This is a genomic window from Bifidobacterium indicum (assembly GCF_036987015.1).
In the GTDB taxonomy this organism is placed as follows: Bacteria; Actinomycetota; Actinomycetes; order Actinomycetales; family Bifidobacteriaceae; genus Bombiscardovia; species Bombiscardovia indica.
The window spans coordinates 730,993-748,511 of sequence record NZ_BTXM01000001.1; the positions used below are offsets into that span (position 1 = coordinate 730,993).

17 protein-coding genes are annotated in these 17,519 nt (G+C 57.3%); 7 read left to right on the forward strand and 10 right to left on the reverse strand.

Going from position 1 to position 17,519, the window contains the following annotated elements:
- Positions 1 to 105: 105 nt before the first annotated feature.
- Positions 106 to 1,122, forward strand: coding sequence for a helix-turn-helix domain-containing protein (locus AACP59_RS03180; protein ID WP_339349817.1), 1,017 nt, complete (start codon positions 106 to 108; stop codon positions 1,120 to 1,122).
- Here the strand turns inward: AACP59_RS03180 and AACP59_RS03185 are convergent.
- From AACP59_RS03185 to AACP59_RS03225, 9 genes are all read right to left on the reverse strand, one after another.
- Entirely contained in the window at positions 1,104 to 1,547 is a 444-nt protein-coding gene (locus AACP59_RS03185) for an acyl-CoA thioesterase (protein WP_339349818.1), read from the reverse strand. The genes AACP59_RS03180 and AACP59_RS03185 overlap by 19 nt on opposite strands.
- 64 nt (positions 1,548 to 1,611) lie before the next feature.
- Positions 1,612 to 2,154 carry a hypothetical protein gene (locus AACP59_RS03190; protein WP_339349819.1) on the reverse strand — a complete coding sequence of 181 codons (543 nt, stop codon included), beginning with the start codon at positions 2,152 to 2,154 and terminating at the stop codon, positions 1,612 to 1,614.
- 12 nt (positions 2,155 to 2,166) lie between these two features.
- Positions 2,167 to 3,735, reverse strand: a complete 1,569-nt coding sequence (locus tag AACP59_RS03195) for a class I adenylate-forming enzyme family protein (protein ID WP_339349821.1) — start codon at positions 3,733 to 3,735, stop codon at positions 2,167 to 2,169.
- A 13-nt stretch (positions 3,736 to 3,748) separates the two neighbouring features.
- Entirely contained in the window at positions 3,749 to 4,705 is a 957-nt protein-coding gene (locus AACP59_RS03200) for an electron transfer flavoprotein subunit alpha/FixB family protein (protein WP_339349822.1), read from the reverse strand.
- Positions 4,706 to 4,707: 2 nt separating this feature from the next.
- The gene (locus AACP59_RS03205) at positions 4,708 to 5,442 is read right to left on the reverse strand and encodes an electron transfer flavoprotein subunit beta/FixA family protein (protein WP_339349823.1); all 735 of its coding nucleotides are present in this window, start codon (positions 5,440 to 5,442) and stop codon (positions 4,708 to 4,710) included.
- On the reverse strand, positions 5,439 to 6,599 hold the full coding sequence (locus AACP59_RS03210; protein WP_339349824.1) for an acyl-CoA dehydrogenase family protein: 1,161 nt from the start codon (positions 6,597 to 6,599) through the stop codon (positions 5,439 to 5,441). Before AACP59_RS03210 ends, AACP59_RS03205 begins: the two co-directional genes overlap by 4 nt.
- A 67-nt stretch (positions 6,600 to 6,666) precedes the next feature.
- Entirely contained in the window at positions 6,667 to 7,905 is a 1,239-nt protein-coding gene (locus tag AACP59_RS03215; RefSeq protein WP_339349825.1) for a CaiB/BaiF CoA transferase family protein, read from the reverse strand.
- A gap of 57 nt (positions 7,906 to 7,962) precedes the next feature.
- Entirely contained in the window at positions 7,963 to 9,171 is a 1,209-nt protein-coding gene (locus tag AACP59_RS03220) for an acyl-CoA dehydrogenase family protein (RefSeq protein WP_339349826.1), read from the reverse strand.
- Positions 9,171 to 10,397 carry an L-lactate MFS transporter gene (locus AACP59_RS03225; protein WP_339349827.1) on the reverse strand — a complete coding sequence of 409 codons (1,227 nt, stop codon included), beginning with the start codon at positions 10,395 to 10,397 and terminating at the stop codon, positions 9,171 to 9,173. The genes AACP59_RS03220 and AACP59_RS03225 overlap by 1 nt, the downstream gene beginning before the upstream one ends.
- A gap of 324 nt (positions 10,398 to 10,721) precedes the next feature.
- Here AACP59_RS03225 and AACP59_RS03230 point away from each other — a divergent pair, with 324 nt between their 5' ends.
- From AACP59_RS03230 to AACP59_RS03240, 3 genes are all read left to right on the forward strand, one after another.
- Positions 10,722 to 11,687 carry a LysR family transcriptional regulator gene (locus tag AACP59_RS03230; RefSeq protein ID WP_339349828.1) on the forward strand — a complete coding sequence of 322 codons (966 nt, stop codon included), beginning with the start codon at positions 10,722 to 10,724 and terminating at the stop codon, positions 11,685 to 11,687.
- A 50-nt stretch (positions 11,688 to 11,737) separates the two neighbouring features.
- Entirely contained in the window at positions 11,738 to 13,186 is a 1,449-nt protein-coding gene (locus AACP59_RS03235; RefSeq protein WP_339349830.1) for an FAD-binding oxidoreductase, read from the forward strand.
- A gap of 188 nt (positions 13,187 to 13,374) precedes the next feature.
- Positions 13,375 to 14,664 (forward strand): MFS transporter, encoded by a 1,290-nt coding sequence (locus AACP59_RS03240; RefSeq protein ID WP_339349831.1) that lies wholly within the window; start codon positions 13,375 to 13,377, stop codon positions 14,662 to 14,664.
- A gap of 1,104 nt (positions 14,665 to 15,768) precedes the next feature.
- On the opposite strand, the gene AACP59_RS09615 is transcribed toward AACP59_RS03240, so the two are convergent.
- Positions 15,769 to 15,972, reverse strand: a complete 204-nt coding sequence (locus tag AACP59_RS09615) for a hypothetical protein (RefSeq protein ID WP_502260909.1) — start codon at positions 15,970 to 15,972, stop codon at positions 15,769 to 15,771.
- On the opposite strand from AACP59_RS09615, the gene AACP59_RS03245 reads away from it, so the two are divergent.
- Genes AACP59_RS03245 through AACP59_RS03255 form a run of 3 tightly spaced genes read left to right on the forward strand, consistent with a single transcriptional unit; the run spans position 15,922 to position 17,417 of the window.
- Positions 15,922 to 16,473 (forward strand): ADP-ribosylglycohydrolase family protein, encoded by a 552-nt coding sequence (locus AACP59_RS03245; RefSeq protein ID WP_502260907.1) that lies wholly within the window; start codon positions 15,922 to 15,924, stop codon positions 16,471 to 16,473. The two genes, AACP59_RS09615 and AACP59_RS03245, sit on opposite strands and share 51 nt — an antisense overlap.
- A complete protein-coding gene (locus tag AACP59_RS03250; protein ID WP_339349834.1) occupies positions 16,445 to 16,792 on the forward strand; it encodes a hypothetical protein in 348 nt (115 codons plus the stop codon). Before AACP59_RS03245 ends, AACP59_RS03250 begins: the two co-directional genes overlap by 29 nt.
- A gap of 58 nt (positions 16,793 to 16,850) precedes the next feature.
- The gene (locus tag AACP59_RS03255) at positions 16,851 to 17,417 is read left to right on the forward strand and encodes a cysteine hydrolase family protein (RefSeq protein WP_339349835.1); all 567 of its coding nucleotides are present in this window, start codon (positions 16,851 to 16,853) and stop codon (positions 17,415 to 17,417) included.
- Positions 17,418 to 17,519: the final 102 nt, after the last annotated feature.

The following is a 17,519-nucleotide window of genomic DNA, read 5'->3' on the forward strand; positions in this document are numbered from 1 at the left end:
GGAAGGCCGTTACCGATTACCGAATGAATCTGAAAGCAATCGGAACGAAAGTGAAAGCCTGCCTCGACCGATTCAAGACCGGCACAGGCTGGGATGAGGTGATGTATGGCTGGATACGATGCGGTAGCCGAATCCCGTGAGCTCCGTACCCTGTACTGTCCTCAGACGGAACAGCTTGGCATGGAGCTCCATCACCGGGCGGGAGGACTGGAGGGCAGGGTCGACAAAGACAGCCACCGGGGACGGATCCGTATCAGCCCGGTTGGCCCGCATTGCCTGGTCATCTGGCATGACATCACCTTCCTGCGCGACATGGAATTGAGCGAGTATTCACTGACCGATTATGCCTGCCTGATTGCGAGTGACTGCAAGGATCCCCTCCCCCTCTCCGATGGCATACAGATCTGCACCGCGCAGGAGGACAGCATGGTCTCCCTGATCCAACCTGCCGGATCGGTCACCTACCATATGCCGGCCGGGTCACGCTCATGCACCCGAAGCATCAACATCCTGCCCGACTACTTCATGGAGCTGGACCGCAAGTGGCCCGGTCAGATCAACGGGCTCTTTGAATCCTTCGGCCAACCCTGGCTACCCGATGCGGCCCGGGCAGCTTCGACCGCCCTGTCCAAGGTAGGCCCCGAGCAGCAGGACCGAACAGGGTTCCTCCTGAAGGCCCACACCGACCTGATGCTGGCCACGCTTGCCCAGACTTCCTCAACCACCATACAGGATCCCGAATCATCCAGGGACGCCGACCTGGTCTGGCAGGCCAAAGCATATATCCAGTCCCATCTCGATGGGGACCTCTCCATCAATCAGATAGCCTCTTCCCTGTATGTGGGGCGGACCCACCTGTGCACGGCCTTCTCGGACCAGACCGGAACAAGCCTGGCCAGGTACATCAGAGGTCAGCGCATGAACCAGGCCCGCCACCTCCTGGCGACGACCAGAGAGGGTATCGCCTGGGTGGGCAGGCAGGTCGGCTATGACCGTCCGAGTTCCTTCACCGCGGCCTTCACTAGAGAAACTGGCCTCGCCCCTGGCACATGGAGACAACGGAGAGGATGTGCCGAATCAGGACCCGGACACTATTCACAGATTCAGATTGCAGAAGACTGATGGTTATCTTCGCTTGCGAGCCCAAACCTGGATATGACTTCGCTGACAAATCTCCGCTGCTCCTCGGTTTTGGTTTTGAGGGGCGGAACAGGAACAGGCCGGAAATCCTGGTTGACGGCGATGAAAACGAAAATCCCCTCCCCTACCAGTACCGGCGAACGGCCGAACCCGAGCTTATTCACTCCCACATAGAAGGTCATGGTGTGGGTGCTGGTGGTCACCAGGCTGACCTCAAAATCGATGCGGTCCCCGACATAGATGCGCTCTTTGAAATCAAAATCCTTGATGGCCACAGTCAGCACACGTTCGCCGACATATCGTTCGGCCACCAGACCCAGAGCTGAATCGCACTGTCTGACCATGCACCCCCCGTGCAGGATGCCCAGATGGTTTAGCATACCCGGTTCCACGAAGAAATCCCCCACATGAACCTTGTATATAGTCTCGCTCACTCCGACTCCTCACTCTTGGTTGACTCTATGCATGAACCTATCTCTTGGCCTTACCCCTGGGAGAGAGCGGCAGACCGAACACTCCATGGCGCATACAGTGCAGATAGAGTACGAACCCGTTCTTGCACTTGAAGACGCACTCCTCACACGGGTCCTTGTCGCAGTAGACGTAGGCATCCTCATCGGCCAGGGCGAAGATGTGATCAGACCTCTCCGACTTGAGGAAGGCAACCTGGCACCCGGTGAATGACAGAAGGACCAACCAGTCCAGATCATGTGCCTGCCTGTCGATGGTACCGAATTCCACACGTATGGCGTTGGAGTTATACCCGCCAACGATTTCATATGAGTACCGATGGTCCTCATCGACAGGCTGAAGCTGAATTGGCTGAACCCCCATCACCGATTGACCCATATTCTCTTCACCACCAACCGGACTCTGCCAGTCCAGGTCCAACAGGGCCGTATTGCCCCTGCCTTGGAAGAAGGCAAGAGCCGAACGCATCATCCTGGGCTTGCGGGTGGCATGAGTGCGCGTCGGACTAAAGGCCGAGGATCCGTCTTTCCTTGCTCCTGCCATGAGACCACACTCCTACTGCAAGAGGTACTTCTTGATTTTCCCGGAACCGGTTTTGGGCAGTGAGTCGCGAACTACAAGTTCCTCGGGCCAGAACTTCTTGATTACTCCATGAGCGGCCATATATTCCTTGACCTGTTCCAGGTTGAGCGGAGGCCGCCCGTCCTTCATGACGACGAAGGCTCCGATTCGCTCACCGAGTCGTTGATCTTGGAGCCCCACCACTGCCGCTTCCGCAATATCGGGATGCCCCATCAGATACTTCTCGACCAGGGAGGCTGATATGTTCTCACCAGCCCGAATCACCAGGTCCTTAATTCTGCCATCCGTGACCAGTGCCCCATCCTTTGTCAGATGGCCGAGATCACCGGTGGAGAACCAGCCATCCTCGGTCAGGACACGTGCCGTCTCAGTCTGATTACGGTAGTAACCCTGGAAAACCGTCTGTCCCTGCACGAGAATCTGACCGGGATGGTCAGGGCCGGTAATCACGTCACCAGATGCATCAACCAGTCTGACACAGGTCCCCTCTATGGGAAATCCTGCCGTGGTCATGCAGCCATGGTCACGGAAGTAGACGGGAGTGGTGCAGGAGAACGGCGCACACTCCGTGAGTCCGTAGATGTTGTAAAGGGGTAGGCCAATATCGCGGGCTTTGGCCAGAAGAGGCACGGAAAGAGGAGATCCTCCGGAGATGATCCGTTCCAGAGGATCACCGGTGCGGTACAGATCCAAAAGGTCATAGACCACTGTAGGAACCGTGACCGTATAGGTGCATCCATACCGCCTGGCCAACCTCACCATGTCCCGACCGCTATAGTGACGGAGCAGGACCATGGACCCGCCTGACAACATGGTCGAGACGATGCCATGGTGAAAACCGATGGCATGGTAAAAGCCTGAGGCAAGAATCAGCCTGTCCCGATCACCGATTCCGTATACCTTGTTGAAGGCGATCTCGCTGGCCAGAATGTTGCGATCGGACAGGACGCATCCCTTGGAATGACTGGTGGTACCGGAGGTGCAAAGGATGGCGGCAGGCCTGTCACCAGGCTTTCCGGAAACCTGGTCAGCCCCATTAAAACGGCAGGCTGTGACTGATTTCCGTCGAATGACCATGGTGCAGGACCGGCCTCCAAAACCGGTGTCCACCTCCCGGTACTCCTCGGGGCGGGACAGGCAGGCCTGGACCAGTGGGCCGTCATCATGGTCCAGCATCAGAAAGGATGGTTCCATCTGACCAACCATGAAAGAGGCCTCATCCATGTTGAGCCGCGGACTTTGTGGCATAACCACCAAACCCGACTTGAAGCAGGCGAGAATCATGACCACACAGGCAACTCCGGTATCCATTTGCAGGGCGACGATATCCCCCTGCCCAAGGCCGACCTGTCCCATAAGAGAGACCGCCCCGTCGACCATCCGATCCACCTCGCCATAAGTCAGTTCCCTGCCTTCGGAGATCAGGAAGACGGAGTCTGGGGTTTGTCTGCACCGGGCCTTCCAACAACCACCCAGGGTTTCTCCTGCAACCATCGAGGGAGAAGCGACCAGGGAAATCGCCGCCCGAGCCGAATCGGTCATCTTCCCCTCCATCTCATAGGTTCCCGGTGTCGTCAGCCCCTTGAGCCCCGGTCTTGTCCAGAAGTTCGTTCAGGGCCTTGCCGGCATCCTCGACCAGTCCGAAGTCAGCCAGGTTGAATATGGGCGCCTCGGGGTCGAGGTTGATAGCCACCACACATTTGGACTGGTCCATGCCGACCGTATGCTGAATGGTTCCTGAAATGCCCACAGCTATATAAAGGTCGGGAGCAACGGTCTTACCGGACTGCCCCACCATGGTCGATGCCTCGAACCAGCCTTCATCCACTGCGGCTCTGGAAGCACCCACTGCCCCGTCCAATTGCCGGGCCAGACGATTGACAAGATTTACGCCATCTTCGTTCTGCAGGCCCCTGCCACCAGCTACAACCACCCGGGCCGTAGCCAAATCGGGTCCCTCATCATTGGAGGAGGGCAGATAACGAGCGTCGTCCTCGGCAACCGTAACCTTGCGCAACTCGACAGGAACAGAGTTGTCACGAATCACAGGAGACTGGGTGGTCAGATCCACGGTCAGCACCATGGGGCCCGCGCAACGGTACCCCTGAATCAGGGAGCCCGAATAGACCTTCTTATGGACGGTGATGCCAGCGTCGTCAAGGGTCAGATCGGTCACATGAGTCACGATGGGCAAACCAAGCCCAGCGGCCAGACGGACCGCGATCTGCTGGGAAAAGCGGGAATCATCAAAAAGGACCAGATCGGGCAGTTCCTTGCCCATGAACTCCTTGAGGGCCTGCGCCGCCCCTTCGGGATTAGCCGGCCCCAGGGCCCCATTATCGAGAACGGCAACCTTTTTCAAACCTTGGAATCTGGCATCGCCCCCCTGCCTAAGAACCAGAGCCTCAGCCTCCTGACCGAACCCTGCCTGAACGGCAAAGGCCGTCAGGCTTCCCGCCGACTCCGCGATCTCATCCGCGGGCAGCACCAGATATATGTGTGGTGATTGCATCTTCATTCCTTTCTGAGCCTGATGCCGACCTGGTCCAGCCCCTGGATCAGTTCATCGACCGTGTCGACCATCCGCACGCTCTTATTGGATGCAGGCATCGTCTCCAAGCCGAGAGATTCCAAGGCATCGACACCATCAGACTCAACCCGGTTCTCCTTGATCTGGAAGCGTTTGGCCGCCATCTTCAGCTTGAAGCTGGGCAGGCGAGGCTTGTTGATGGTGTCGGTCACCGCCACCACTGCAGGCAACTGGACCGTTCCCTTGACCGTGCCTTGGTCCAGGGATGAGAGATAGGCCAGCCTTGCACCGTTCATGCCCAGCTCGTCAACAAGATCGATCAGGGGCCAGCCCAAAGCTGCAGCGACCTGGGCGGGAAGGACCCCCTGACTGTCGTCGGAAGCCTGATCTCCACACAGGACCAGGTCAAAGGGCCCTGACCGATCGACCACCGTCGCGAATACCTGGCCGAGTCGGGGATGCTTTTGGTTCGTGGTGACCAAGACAGCATCCTGTGCTCCCAAGGCGAGCGCATCCCTCAAAGCTGTCTCAGCCCCGGCACCATACGATGCCACGGTCACGCTCCCCTGGTCATCTTCCTGTATCAACTGCAGACCCGCCTCAAGCGCATACTTGCTGTAATGGTCCAGGACCTGGTCCACTCCTTCCAGACACCCATCGTCAGCAAGGGGTTGAGTTCCGGGTGCGGCAACCCCCTTGACCAATACCAGCACCTTCATCTGCCTGCCTCCCTGTCCGCGTATTCCTTGTTCAGTTCGTTGGCGATGGTCACTCGCTGAATCTGGTTGGTCCCCTCGAAGATTTGGAAGACCTTACTATCACGCATCAGCTTCTCGACCGGGTACTCCTTGGAAACCCCGTACCCCCCGAAGACCTGGACGGCATCTGATACCACCCTTTGCAGGGCATCCGTCACGTATGTCTTGGTGATGGCACCCTCCTTGCGCACCAGGTTCCCCTCGTCCATCATGGTCATGGTGTTGTGAATCAACACCTGCGAGGTCTCCAAAGCGATGGCCATGTCGGCCAGCATCTCCTGGACCGCCTCGAAACGAATGATGGGCTCCTTGAACTGCTTACGCAGTCTGGCGTAGGCCACGGACTCATCCAGGGCCCTCTGCATAATTCCCGCCGCCAAGGTGGAGACAAAGGCACGGGAGAGGTTCAGACTGTTCATGGCCACTTTGAAGCCGGCCCCTTCCTCACCCAGTCGGTCGGCCACCGGTACACGCACATGGTCGAAGTTGACCGTACAGGTATCGGAGAGCCTCAATCCCATCTTGTCTTCATGGGCACCTACCGAAATACCTTCCCGGGACCGTTCGATCATGAAGGCGCTAAGGCCTTTGTTGCCCGCGTCAGCGGTACGGAAGATGCCTACATAGACATCGGCGATGCTGCCATTGGTGATGAAGGTCTTCTCACCATTGAGGATGTAATCGTCTCCGTCTCTGATGGCACTGGCCTTGACGGACCCGGCATCGGTTCCCGCATCCGGCTCACTCAGGGCAAAGGCCGCGAAAGCCCCAGGCTCGACGATGTCGGCGAACCGCCTGGCCTGCTCCGGAGAGCCGGCCAGCATGACTGAGCGAAGGGCCACGAATGTCGAAACCAGGGTGATGGCGTATCCCGCATCGTACTCAGCCAACTTGGAGAAGATCATGGCCGTGGTAGCGTAGGGGAGTCCGGCACCACCGTACTCTTCTGGAATCTCCAGCATATGCAGGCCCATTTCAAAGGCTGGCTTGAAGAGGCCCACCGGGCACTGACCGGATCGGTCGTACTTGCTCACTACCGCAGGGGTCAAGGTCTCGTCGGCGAATTCCTGGACCATCCTGATGTATTCGCGCTGCTCTTGTGTGTACTGTAAAGTCACTGTCCACTCCTCACGATTTGAATTTCCTGGGCTTGGTCCACGCTCCTACAGGCCATGCTGCCGTAGTTCATACCGGATCGCCTATGTGCCGCACCGACGCGGCAGCCCCTTCATCAAGCATTCTTTGGATTTCTTCCTGGCTGTATCCCAGCTCTTCCAGGATCGACACCGTATCCGACCCCTGGGCTCGGGAGGGCTTCAACTCCGGCCTGCCCAAGGAGGAAAACTTGACGGGATTGGTGGGGATAAACCGCTCCTGGCCCGAGGGGAAAAGCAGCCTACGTACCTCATCGTTGTCCAGGGTCTCATCATCCTCATAGATCTCGGTCGGCAGGTAGCATGCCTCCAGCGGCAGATCCTCCTTCCTGAAGGCATCCAGCCAGTGCTGCAGTGGCTGTTTGCGGAAAGCCTCATCCAGAATGGTGATGAACTCGCGGTTCAGTCCCTTGGCATTGATTGTGTCGATGTCGTTGTAGCGTGGATCATCGAGCAGATCCTCGCGCCCAAGCAGGGTCATGACCTTGTTATAGTCACGGTTGAACACGGGCACACACATGACGAACCAACGATCATCACTGGTCCGGTAACTGTTGTTGAAGGGGTTGGAGACCTCCATACGTGTCTTGGGATATGGATTGCCGTACTGGGCGGATACCATGGCGACATTCTGCATGAAGATGGCGGCATGATGGAGGGCCACGGTGATTCTGTCTCCATGCCCGGTCCTCGCCTGTCTGGTCAATGCTGCGCAGATACCTGCCGTCAAGCACATGGCAACCTGAAAGTCGCCATATCCGTTTGGCGGGTTCATGGGGCTGGTCCCCCTTTCCATGGTGGTGGCGAGGACACCGCCACGGGCCATGTAGCTGGTTGCATCGTAGCCGGCCGTGTTCTTGTTGGGTCCATCCTCCCCATATCCTGAGCACTGGGCGAAGATGAGCTTGGGAAAACGTTCCTTCAGGGAGTCGTAGTCGATGCCCAGATGCTCCAGCGATTTGCTTCGCAGGTTGGTCAGGAACACGTCGGCCCCATCCAGGAGTTTCATAAAGGCTGCAAGACCATCATCCGTCTTTAGATTCAGGGTTACGAACCGTTTGTTGAGATTGGATATGTCAAAGCCGAGATTCTCATCATCGGCATAGGGCATGTTGAAAACCGCTCCTTGGGTACGCTCGGCATCACCCTTGGGCGGCTCTACCTTGATAACGTCGGCCCCCCATTCGCCCATGACCCGGGCAACTGTAGGTGCAGCCAAGAAGGTCGTCATATCAATGATACGAACACCACTTAAAACCTTGTCACTCATGATGAATCCGATCCATATGATCCGCCGGTGACCCTGGCCACCGGCGGAAGTATTGCATTACTTGATGATGCCGTCGTCCTTGATCAACTTACGGGCGGCAGTGAGACGTTGAACGGTACGGGGTCCCTCTTCCAGCCACATGGCACGGCAATCGCGATACATGCGCTCGACCGGCCCGTACGGGTTGTCCTCGAAGTAACCGATGCCACCGAAGATTTCGAAGCAATAGTCCGAAACCAGCTTGACCGTATCGATGCTGAAGAGCTTGCACATGGCGGCCTTCTCCTCGATGTCCTCGCCTCGGTCATACTGCTCGGCCAGGTCGGTCAGCATGCAGCGCAGGGCGAAGATGTGGGTCCCCATATCGGCGATCATCTGCTGTATGGCCTGACGCTTGGCCAAGGGTTTGCCGAAGGTGACGCGGTCCTTGGCACGGGCTATGGCCATCTCCAGGAAGCGCTGACTCATGCCCAGATTGGAGACGGCGATGTGTGCCCTGGAAATCGAGAGGGAGGCAATGGCCACATGCAGACCGTCACCCTCCTCACCCAGCTGGAAGCGCTTGTTGACGCGCATGTTGGTGAAACGCAGACCGGCATGACCGGCACCGCGGCAGCCCATCATATGAGGCATGGGAACAATCTCGTATCCCGGGGTGTCCACGGGCACGTAGAAGGCCGTCAGCCGCTCAGGACCAGGCTTGTCGGGATCCGTGACCGCGAAGACATAGGCCGCATCCGAACAATCGGTGTGGGAGATCAGGGTCTTTTCACCGTTGAGAATGAAGTCATCCCCGTCACGTACGGCGCTGGTATGCAAGTCGGCACCGGTACCACCGGTCTCCTCGGTCAGGGCGAAGCAGGTGAAGATGCTCTTGTCCTGCAGCTTGGGCATGACCTCCGCTTTAAGCTCAGGCTGGCCGAACTCATCCATGATCCTCCAGTTCAGGTCGGCCGCATAATGCAGATGCATCCTCATGCCGCCGGGACCTCGGGAGAAACGCTCCTGGACCTGGAAGATCTGCTTGCAGGTCAACCCGAAACCGCCGTACTCCAAGGGCAGGGCAAACCTATAGAGATCGTTATCGATGGCCAGTCGGAAGAACTCCTCCGGGAAAGTATTGGTGATTTCGACCTCACCCTGCATCTCGTCAAACTCGTTCTCGGCCAGATGCTGGATCTGCTGAAGATAAAGCTGGAATTCTTCATCCGTCATCTTGGTTCCGGGCTTGGTGTGCACCAATTTCTTGGTTTGTTCCATTTTCATTACTCCTTCTCGGTTGTACCGATTTTTTTGACAATCAGGAAAATATCGATGACGAGGCCGACCAAGGCCACTGCGATGGCGATCATGTATGCGGTGTGGTATGCGTCGACACCGGCCGCCTTGTTGATGGAGCGGGCTGCGATCTGCGGTCCGACCAAGGCTCCGATGGCATAGCCGAAGAACATGATGCCGTAATTGGTACCCGAGTGGGTCTGACCGAACACCCGCCCCGTCAAAGTCGGGTAGACGACCAAAACGCCTCCGAAGGATGCTCCCAGAAGAATCAGGAAAAGCGAGAAGACCCAGACGTTGCGGGCGGCACTGAGCCCCGCCAAACCAACCATGGTCAGAACCAATATCAGGGCCAAGGTCTTGGTCTGTCCCAGCTTGTCCGTAAGACGACCGGTGATCAGACGACCGCAGAAGTTCGAAAGGGTGTTGACCACCACCATGTTGGCAGCCACGACCGGGGTCATGCCCAACTGGACCTGTGCGATGGGCGACAGGGACCCGATCAGCATGATGCCCGCCGTACAGGAGATTGCGAAGAGTGCCAGCATCAACCAGAACCGGCTCGTTCTCAGCATCTGACCAGGCGTGAAGTCATTCTCTCCGGTCTGCGCAATCCGGCCCCCGGCATCCGGTGCAACCTCCCGGGGCGAGTCCATAAGCCAACCGACCGCCCAGCAAATGACCAGGTAGGCGATGCCGATGGGGATGAACCCGTTCATGCCGAAACTGTCGCAGAGCACGGCACCTACCTTGGCCAGAACCAGGGGGCCCAGTGAGGCGGCAGCCAAAAGGAAGCCCGATATGGTCCCCCGCTTTTCAGGGAACCACTTCAGGGCTGTCAGAAGGGCAGGGTTGTACATGATTCCATTGCCTGCGCCGGCCATGAGTCCGACGGTCAAGTAAAGCAGGGGAAGGCTGTGGACGAAGGCCGTCAATCCCCAACCGAGGCCGAAGACCAGGCCTCCCACATACATGAGTTTCCTGGCCCCGAACCGGTCCATGATCCAGCCCGAAGCAACGCCGAAGCATGCCATGAAAAACTGGTACAGAGTCAGGGTGAATGCCACTTGGGATGGTGTCCCGTTCACGGCCTTGCGCAAGGGTTCGGCGAAGACGGAAAAGGCAGATGATGCTGCACAGCAGAAGATGATGAGGAAAGCAGCGGTGAAAATCCACCAGCGATTCCGTTTCCCCCTGATAGGAATGTCTATCATACAGGCCTCCTTGCCTTGGGCATTTCGATTCCACTTTCGCATGGCTAGCCCTCACCATAGTGATGTAAATCACATCGGCCTAATAGGGTTTACAAATACAGCGATAAGAAAAAGAGATATAATTTGCACTTTTCCTCTCAATAATCGACAAAAATAAACAATCTGCTTCTTTGGCATTCGAATACCATATGAAGCCATAGGGAATCGCTATTTAAAAAAGTGTGATTTTTTTCATAGTATGGGACCAATCGCAAGGATGAGATTGGACCTGACATCCAAGTCAAGGCTGACATACCGGATCCGACAGGAAAGGAGGTAAGACAAGTGAACTTACATCAACTCAACTATTTTCGTACCCTGGTCGAGTTCAAGCAATTCACCGTGGCCGCAGAGGAACTGCACATCAGCCAACCGACCCTGAGCAACTCCATCAAGTCCATGGAGAAGGAGCTGGGTTGCCGTCTGGTCAGCAGGTCGGGGCATAGCATCGAACTGACCCAATACGACAGCATGTTCTACAGCACCGCCTGCTCGACCCTCACGGTTTTCGAGCAGGGAGTCAAGGCCCTCCACGATAAGGTCCGCAGTGACGCCGGCTATGTGAGTCTGGCTTGTATCCCCACCTTCATAGGCACCGTTCTCCCCCACGTCATCAAAGCCTTCCAGGAGGAGCATGACGGGATGCCGAAGTTCGTCCTCTCCAACCAGGTCTCCCTGCCCATCCTGGAGGGGCTGGTCACCGACAAATATAAAATGGGCATATGCTCCTGCGATCCGGGGTACGAGGATCTGACATTCATTCCTTTATATGCGGAGCGGTTCGTGGTGGCCGTGCCCCAGGATCATCCCCTGGCTGCATTCGAGACCATCAACCCATACATGTTGACTTCCTATGACCTGATCACCTACAGCCCGGACATTCCTATCGGGAGGGAAATACGCGAAAGCCTGGAAGATGTCTGGCCTGAGCTGCATATTTCAGACACCCTTGACGGCGAAATCACCATCGCCGGTGAGGCACTGGCCAACAACGCCGTGGCGGTCGTGGCGGATACCATCCTGCTGGACTCCTTTGAACTCTGCAAGATTCCACTCAACGTCAGCAAGGACACCCACAAGGTCTATATCGTCTATGACCCGCGACGACAACTCTCCCACTGGTACAGGGATTTCACCACCTACCTGCGCGAACACCTGACCGAGTGCGAGCAATTGTCACCGCGACGATTCAAGGCAGGCAACCACCCGGCGGACCCGGCCAAGGAGGCAGGGCCCCCGCCATCGCCATAAACGACCACCAAAACCTGAAGCAGCGACCTTACCCATGGAAAGGACCCAAGATGAGCAACCCCAATCCGGAAGGACCGATCTCGAAGGAACGAACGAGCGAGGATCCGGTGAAATCCGACAGGATAAGCAACGCCCTCAAGGAACTCAGGCAGTACTTCGGCACCGAGGCCCTGCAGAGCGGCAGTCAGATCAATCCGGACTTCGGACACGATGAGATGGAGACCGTCTACCACCTGCCGGACATCCTGGTCCGGCCCGGCAACACCGAAGAAGTCGCCCAGATCATGCGGATCGCGGACCGGTACGAAGTCCCCGTCGTGGCCAGGGGCGGCGGCACCGGCCTGGTGGGCGGTGCCGTGGCGGTGGAGGGCGGCATCATGATCGATCTTGCCGGCATGAACAAGATCATCGGCATCGACGTGACCAACGCCATGTTGAGCACCCAGCCCGGCGTCCTCCTCAAAGACGTGGCGGCCTACGCCAGGGACCACGGATTTCTTTACGCCCCGGACCCCGGTGAAAAGACGGCCACCATCGGCGGCAACATCTCGACCAATGCCGGCGGTATGCGCGCAGTCAAATATGGAGTAACCAGGAACTCCGTTGAAGCACTGACCGTGGTGACCGCCTCCGGCGACATCGTCAACCTCGGCGGGATCGTCAGCAAGAACAGTTCCGGCTTCGACCTGAAGGACCTGATCATTGGTTCCGAGGGGACCTTGGGGCTGGTGACCGAGGCCAGGTTGAAACTCTTCCCCCTGCCGAAGTACAGCTCCAGCCTGCTCATCCCATTCGAGGACTACCGGGCCGCCATATCGAACGTGCCACGCATCCTGTCCACCGGGGTACGCCCAACCGCCTTGGAATTCTTCGAGGAGGACTCCATTGCCCTCTGGGAGAATTACACCCATGAATCCTTCCCCGAAAAGGGACACCAGGCCTACCTCCTGCTCACCTTCGATGGGGCCAGCCAGGAGGCCATAGAAGAAGCCTATGAGCAGGTGGCTGAGCTCTGCCTGGCTCATGAGGCAGCCGATGTCTTCGTTCTGGATGACGAGGCCACCGCGGCCCAGGTCTGGAGGGCCAGGGACTCCTTCCTGGAAGCCTTCAAGAATTCGACCCCCCAGATGGACGAGATAGATGCCGTGGTACCGGTCGGTGCCCTGGCCGACATGGTGGACTTCACCCACTCCTACTCCGAGCAGAGCGGGATCAGAATTGGCGGTTTCGGCCATGCCGGCAACGGCAATCTCCATCTTTACATCTGCAGGGATGACCTGAGCGACGAGGAATGGCGCAACAAGCTGCGTCTGGCCTTCGACGCACTGTACGGTAAGGCTTGCGAACTCCAGGGGAAGATTTCAGGCGAGCATGGCATCGGATATGCCAAGCGGGATTATCTGGTGGCCACCACCCAACCCCAGGTCCTGACCATGATGCGGGCAGTGAAGCGGGCGCTGGACCCCAAGAACATCCTCAACCCCCACAAGGTGATCTGATCCGCCTTCGCCAATCGCTAGCCTGAGAGTTTACCGAGTAGTTTGCTTGAGGTTCGAGGGGATCTACGAAGGCGCGGGTCCCCTCCCCCTGGCATTTTCTGCGCAGACTTTCACCGTCCACCCGTTTCAGTCTCAATCCCAGTTTCGCGCCGACTTTTCGGCATCATCACCAGCAAGGAAGCCCAGCCATGGCTGCAACCATCTCCAAGACCGGCAAAAGTGGACCCAAACATTCCAAGTACGCCTTTCTGATTGTTCTCTCCGGCATCATCTTCACCGGGGTTCCCGGGGCTATGATCTATAGTTGCGCCGGTATCTTCTTCACGCCGGTATCCGAATATTTCCATACATCCAAAGCCGCTGTAGCCGGATACTTCAGCGCCCTGAACATCACCATGATGATCGCCCTCCCCATCGCAGGCAAGCTGATGAGCAGGTTCGACCTGCGCAAGGTACTGACCTGTTGCGCCCTCCTGACCGGTCTGGGATGTCTGTCCATATCCTTCATGTCTGCGGTCTGGCAATTCTACATCGCCGGGGTGGTTATGGGCATCGGCCTCCCCGCCCTGCTCTACCTGGCGGTTCCGGCCATGATCAACGCCTGGTTCAAGGTCAAGGTGGGTTTCCTGACCGGCCTGTGTATGGCCTTTACCGGCATAGGTGGGGTCATCTTCAACCAGCTCGGCACCATCCTGATCCGTACCGGTCAAGACGGTTGGCGGAAGGGATATCTGGTCTTCGGCATCATCATCCTGGTAGTCACCCTCCCATTCACCATCTTCATCGTCCGATCAGACCCCGCGGAGAAGGGACTGGCCCCCTATGGTGCCGATCAGATGGTTGAGATCGGTGAACCGGAGCCCGAGGTCAGAGGCGTCACGGCATCCAAGGCCATGCGCACCCCGGCCTTCCTGGCCCTGGCCGGTTTCTGTGGAATCATCACCATGAACCAGACCGTTTATCAGTTCCTGCCCTCATACGCCTACTCCTTCAAGGCGACAGCCCCTCAAATCGCCACACTAACCGGACTTATCGCCTCCTGTTGCATGGCCGGACAGGCAATCGGCAAGGTCTTCCTGGGGGCCGCGAACGACAAGAGCATCATCGGCGGCATGGGCATGGGCATCGGATGTGGCCTGCTTGGAGTGGTCCTGATGGCTGTCTTCCCTACGGCAGCTCCGGTACTGCTCCTAGGTTCCTTCGCCTTCGGGTTCGCCTATGCCTTCCCTTCCGTACAGACACCCCTCCTGGTCAGGGCCGTCTTCGGATCCAAGGACTACACCAACATCTATTCTCGAGTCCAGATGGTCGGGGTCCTGGCCTCGGCCTTCGCCGCCCTTTTCTGGGGCACCATCGTTGATATGCATAACGGATACACCATCATGTTCATCCTCAGCGCCGTCTGCATGGTGCTCACCTTCATCCTGGGGGCCTGGTCGCTGGGGCAACGGACCAAGCTCCAGTCCCTGATGGAGTGAGACCTTCTTCGGGGCTCACCCCCTGGCATGTTCGATTTCTTACCTGAGCGCGGCTGACCTGTTCAGATCCAAGAAGCAACGGAGTATGCAGAATGTTGTGTCTCAGGTTCGCGCGACGAAGATCTTTTCTCGTTTTCGGCTTGCCAGTCGATTCGTATTTCAGCTGTGCACGGTGGGCCACTGCCTCATCCTCTCCAGAGACCAACGACACCCACGATAACAATGTCACCTGCCCAGAAACAGTTTGGAAAAGATAACACTCGATAAGAGATGAAGGTGATGCAATAGCCCACTTCAGCTGCAACTGTTGAGACCGCAGGACCTCACTATCGAATTGACTATTGGGAAAAGTCGAAAACAACAAGAAGGTGATGGTCGCGGACATCAGTATGCCGGGGACCATTTCAAGCCACTTATGATGGTCATCGCCTTCCATGAAGGAACAACCCATGAATCGATTGCATATCTCAGGATTCTATCTGAGAAAACTACGGTGTATCCGAACCAATCAGGAAGGGGAAAGAGTCAAGCCTTCACTGAATTGGAAAACAGCAGGCACGTCTCGAAGGCCATCTATGAAGTCACGAAAATGATCCTCAGCATCCAACCGCCTAATCATATGAACTGAAGTTACCTCTTTTAGAACACGAGGTCTGGAGTAGCTTGTCTTCACGATCCCGTCCACCCAGCCATGAACGGACCCAGTCGCAGCTTTTTGGACTCACAGACCACACAAGGCGACCGGACCCTGACAAGCACGGGATGGAACACTTACCCTTTTCGGGTCTGCAACCATTCATCTATCCATGGAATCCCATCATGCCAGAGCACTCGGAAAACTGCACAAAGGATGGTCCTAGTATTCAATGGACCCTCAGTGTATTAGTCAACATGGCCAGGGTATGCCGCCCCTTCTCCTCAGCTATATCCCACGGCGAGCGCTTCCTCGAAGTGGAGAGAGCCAGCTTCGACGAGGACGGACAACTGATGGAATTGGTTTCCTCCTACCTCAACCCTGATCATTTTTCACTTCACATTGAATTCGGAAGGCTGAACAATGAAACAAGTAGCATCCAGATCCCGGACCGAGCACTGGGTACTCTGTCAGATCTTTCGCTTGGCGACGCCCTGGTATGCCTCACAAAGCATCAGTAGCCAGGACATCTCAAGACCTATGGCCGCATCACTTACCTGCGAGATGTGATACATGATCAACCCGCCGCGCCCGATATGCCTGCCGGCTCGGTCACTGACGACATGGAACAGGCCCTCATCGTTGCCGACCTCCTTGTGCAGGGCGGAGGTCATATCGACCCTCAGGTCTTTGCTCAGCGCTTGCTGCAGTGGGAAGACAGCATGCGTGCACGTGGATCTCCGGACCTGCCTGGCCCCTCCACCACGCTTGTACTGGAGCAGGTGATCGCGAGCACAGGCAAAACGTCACCACCAACGGTGCCTCCATGCATGACACCCGTAGGCATCGCAACGACAATCGACGGAGACACCGACCACGACGCCAAGCATATATATGAGTCCTGCCGGGTCACCCATAACACCCTGCCTGGTTTCCAAGACGCAGCCCTTGTCGCAGCGGCACTAAATTACGGAATAGAGGGATACGACACACATCAATCCCTCAAGGCGGCACTGAGGTCAGTGCCCTCCATGCATATTCCAGCAGCCTGGAGCCCCAAGGCGAATGTCGCGGCCCGTGCGCAGGCGGCCCTCGATCTGGTCCAGGAGCACGACACCGACGGTGACGATGGCCGCCTGGGCGGGCATGTTCGTAACAGACGTCCTGCTGCGTAAGAAGGACTACGACACCACCGACCTCCATCAGAACAAGGGACGGTATGGGGCTTGGAACATCACAGCCTTTGCCGTACTCGCCATCGCAACGTTCCTGGGATGGGGACTCGTGGTGAATTCCGCCGCCAGCTGGCTCAATTGGCAAGGATATCTCCTTGGACTCATCGGCGGCAAGAACGGCACCTGGGCGGCCGCGAACCTGGGCGTCATCGTCGCCCTGGCCGTCGGCTTCCTTGGTACTCTCCTCTTCCAGAAAGCTGACGTCAGGCGGCAGGAGAGCATGCAAGAACCAGAGAATGTTGCTAAAGCTACGGTCTGAAACCCAAAACAGCACGCCGATGCAGTGCGTTCCTCCCTACATAGGAAAGGAAATAGCCGTGATCAAGGAAGAAGAATGGCTGGCGGTCATCGACCGGCAGGAGGTATTCGCCCGTAGCGAGTGGTCCCGCTGGGCTTGCGCCGACGGTAGCTACTATCAAACCGATGACAACTTCACTCGCCTGGCCCGGGCCTACGGCGACCACGTTGCCTACACCAGATATGTGGCACCACAGCCGCCAAAAGGGGCATGGGTCGAGTACATGAAGGACTGGCCCGAGTTCCTCGTTGCACCGGATGACCCCATGTATGATTTCACACCAGAAACGGCCCAACTCGCTCAGGGACATCCGGTTGTGTCCCTGAGCACCTACGGCAAGTGGGGCCCGGAGCTGCAGGCAGCCATTGGCGGAGCGCAACAGATAGCGCTGTGTGGAGTCGCCACAGATGACTGCGTGCTGCAAACCGCCTTGTCTGCACCAGATCAGGGCATTGCCGTACGTCTGGCATCCGATGCATGCGCCGGATCGACACCAGAAAATCACCAGCTTGCCCTCAAAACGATGGCCTTGTTTACTCCACTCATCACCATTACCGACACTGAGTCCCTCCTATCTAGCCGTTAGCATCAATAGACCGCGGTAAGCAAAACAGGTACCCCTGGAAGCTGATGTTTCCGGGGGTTCATGTAGTGCACCAGACACGAACGACACATAGCCCACTATTGA